Source organism: Clostridium sp. CAG:43, from assembly GCF_000434655.1.
In the GTDB taxonomy this organism is placed as follows: Bacteria; Bacillota; Clostridia; order Lachnospirales; family Lachnospiraceae; genus Otoolea; species Otoolea fessa.
The window spans coordinates 25,812-28,801 of record NZ_FR895096.1 but is presented as its reverse complement, the minus strand read 5'-3'; the positions used below and the strand labels follow the sequence as shown (position 1 = coordinate 28,801).

Annotated in this window: 3 protein-coding genes; all 3 read right to left on the bottom strand. The window is 50.4% G+C overall.

Translation table 11 applies throughout. The features are described from left to right. Positions 1 to 58 precede the first annotated feature (58 nt). Positions 59 to 1,144, bottom strand: a complete 1,086-nt coding sequence (leuB, locus tag QVO97_RS08275) for a 3-isopropylmalate dehydrogenase (RefSeq protein WP_022359871.1) — start codon at positions 1,142 to 1,144, stop codon at positions 59 to 61. A gap of 257 nt (positions 1,145 to 1,401) precedes the next feature. Beyond that, a complete protein-coding gene (yajC, locus tag QVO97_RS08270) occupies positions 1,402 to 1,677 on the bottom strand; it encodes a preprotein translocase subunit YajC (protein WP_022359870.1) in 276 nt (91 codons plus the stop codon). 17 nt (positions 1,678 to 1,694) lie between these two features. Then, positions 1,695 to 2,831 (bottom strand): tRNA guanosine(34) transglycosylase Tgt, encoded by a 1,137-nt coding sequence (gene tgt, locus QVO97_RS08265; protein ID WP_022359869.1) that lies wholly within the window; start codon positions 2,829 to 2,831, stop codon positions 1,695 to 1,697. Positions 2,832 to 2,990 lie beyond the last annotated feature (159 nt).

Genomic DNA, 2,990 nt, shown 5'->3' with positions numbered 1-2,990 from the left:
GGGGGGTTTTTACGTTTATCTTTGATTTTATCGCATTTATGGAATTTTTGCAATCTTTCTATTTAATTCTCTCACAGATCAGCCTGCCCATCTCAACGGTTCCAACCTGCTTGCAGCCATCCGCCATGATATCCACGGTACGGTAGCCATCGGTCAGTACCTGCTGTACGGCATCCTCGATGGCTTTTGCTTCCTTATCCAGATCGAAGGAATAGCGGAGCATCATCGCTGCGGAAAGAATAGTTGCAATCGGGTTTGCGATGTCCTTGCCCGCGATGTCCGGTGCGGAACCGTGGCTCGGCTCGTAGAGACCAAATTTGCCCTCGTTTAAGCTGGCCGAAGACAGCATACCGATGGAGCCGGTAATCATGCTTGCCTCGTCAGAAAGAATATCGCCAAACATGTTCTCAGTCAGGATCACGTCGAACTGTCCCGGATTCATGACAAGCTGCATCGCACAGTTATCAACCAGCATATGGGTCAGGGTAACTTCCGGATAATCTTTAGCAACTTCCTCGACTACCTTTCTCCACAGGCGGGAGGAATCCAGTACGTTTGCCTTATCGACGCTAATAACGCTCTTGCGGCGCTTCATCGCGATATCGAATGCCTTGATTGCGATCCGGCGGATCTCATTTTCATTGTAGGTCAGGGTATCTACCGCGGTCGTCACGCCATCAATCTCCTTCGTGTAACGGTCGCCGAAGTACAGACCGCCGGTCAGCTCACGCATGATAACCATATCGAAGCCGTCGCCGATGATCTCTTTCTTTAACGGGCAGGCATCTGCCAGCTCTTTGTAGAGGTATGCCGGGCGGATATTCGCGAACAGTCCCAGACCTTTACGGATGGCAAGAAGACCGGCCTCCGGACGCAGGTTCGGAGCTACATCGTACCAGCGGGAATTTCCCACGTTGCCGCCGACTGCACCGAGTAGGACGGAATCACTCTTTTTCGCGGTCTCCAGTGCCTCATCGGTCAGCGGTACGCCGTACTCGTCGATGGAACAGCCGCCCATCAGGATTTTTGTATAATTAAATGTATGACCGTAGACAGCGCCCACCTTGTCCAGCACGCCGCATGCCTCTCTCACAATCTCCGGTCCGATTCCGTCACCCGGAATCACAGTAATATTGCAATTCATAATAAAATACCTCCCTTGTTTCAAACGGTTACTTTTTATCATATCGGATTCCGTCCTATTTTGCAATCTTCTGACGAAGAAAAACCGGTATTCCCCGTATAGTAATTTGGAATTTATTCTATAACCTGGGGTTATCTGCAAAACAAAGAATGTACCTTTTTGTGTCATAGGGAATTCCAAGGAATTTCCTGTTACACAAAAAAAGGACCGCCGCCCCCATCGGGAGCTGCGATCCTCTCACTCTCTTACCGTTCTTTTTACACTTCCGGTTTCTCAACCTGAACGATTGCATCCTTACGCATCGGGATGCGGCAGTTCTTGTTGCTTCCGAACTCTACGATTACAGTGTCATCGGTCATATCGATAATCACGCCGTAGAAGCCGCTGGATGTCAGAACGCTGTCGCCTACTGCTACGGTTGCCATCAGTTCTGCCTGTTTTTTCTTTTCCTTGGACTGTGGACGGATTGCCATAAAATAGAAGATGGCAATGATAAATACAAGGTAAACGATCATTCCGCTTGTGCTGCTCATGTGGTATATTCCCTCCTTTAGTTCGATTCCCCCATCATGCCTGCAAGTTTCTTTGCTTTATACTCAGCATAACAGTGATGTTCGATCGCGTCGCGAATCTCTTCCATCATTTTATTATAAAAATACAAATTATGCAAGACGCATAATCTCATCCCCAGCATTTCCTTCGCCTTAAACAGGTGGCGGATATATGCGCGGGAGTAAGAACGGCATGCCGGGCAGCCGCAGCCTTCCTCGATCGGGCGCGGATCCAGCTCATATTTGCTGTTCAGGAGATTTAATTTGCCATGGTTCGTGTATACATGGCTGTGGCGTCCATTCCGGGACGGGTACACACAGTCAAAGAAATCAACGCCCCGGTCTACCGCTTCCAGGATGTTTGCCGGTGTGCCGACGCCCATAAGATAAGTTGGCTTGTCCTCCGGCAAGTGCGGAACGACTGCATCCAGAATCCGGTACATTTCCTCATGGCTCTCGCCAACTGCCAGACCGCCGACCGCATAGCCGTCGAGGTTCATTTTGCTGATTTCCTTCGCGTGTTCGATACGGATATCCTCGTAAATCGCCCCCTGATTGATACCAAACAGGAGCTGTTCCCGGTTGACCGTATCCGGCAGTGCATTGAGGCGTGCCATCTCATCCTTGCAGCGCGCCAGCCAGCGCGTCGTGCGCTCCACTGATTTCTGTACATAGTCCCGATCGGCAAGACTCGGCGGGCACTCATCAAATGCCATCGCGATCGTCGAACCTAAGTTGGACTGAATCTGCATACTTTCCTCCGGTCCCATGAAAATCTTGTGACCATCGATGTGGGAGTTAAAATAAACGCCCTCTTCTTTAATCTTCCGCAGTCCCGCCAGGGAAAACACCTGAAATCCGCCGGAATCCGTGAGGATCGGGCGATCCCAGTTCATAAATTTGTGCAGACCGCCAAACTGTCGGATCAGCTTGTCGCCGGTACGGACATGGAGGTGGTAGGTATTGGAAAGTTCCACCTGCGTGCCGATCGTGCGGAGATCATCGGTCGAAACCGCGCCCTTGATCGCCGCCACCGTGCCGACATTCATGAAAACAGGTGTCTGGATGGTTCCGTGGACCGTTTTCATTTCCGCGCGTTTTGCGCGGCCATCTTTGTATAAAATCTTGTATTCCATCTTTTTTCCTATACTTTTTACTTCTCTGCCTTTGCCTTCTTGCCAGCCGGTTTGGCATTCTTCTCCATGCGCTTTTTATTCAGCACATACAAGACAGAGCCGGACAGGCATACGGACGAATACGTACCGCAGATCAGACCTACCATCAGCGGAAGAGCA

Bases quoted from the DNA above. Each gene is read 5' to 3' on its own strand.
- leuB (WP_022359871.1), bottom strand. From the start codon at position 1,144: ATGAATTGCAATATTACTGTGATTCCGGGTGACGGAATCGGACCGGAG.
- yajC (WP_022359870.1), bottom strand. From the start codon at position 1,677: ATGAGCAGCACAAGCGGAATGATCGTTTACCTTGTATTTATCATTGCC.
- tgt (WP_022359869.1), bottom strand. From the start codon at position 2,831: ATGGAATACAAGATTTTATACAAAGATGGCCGCGCAAAACGCGCGGAA.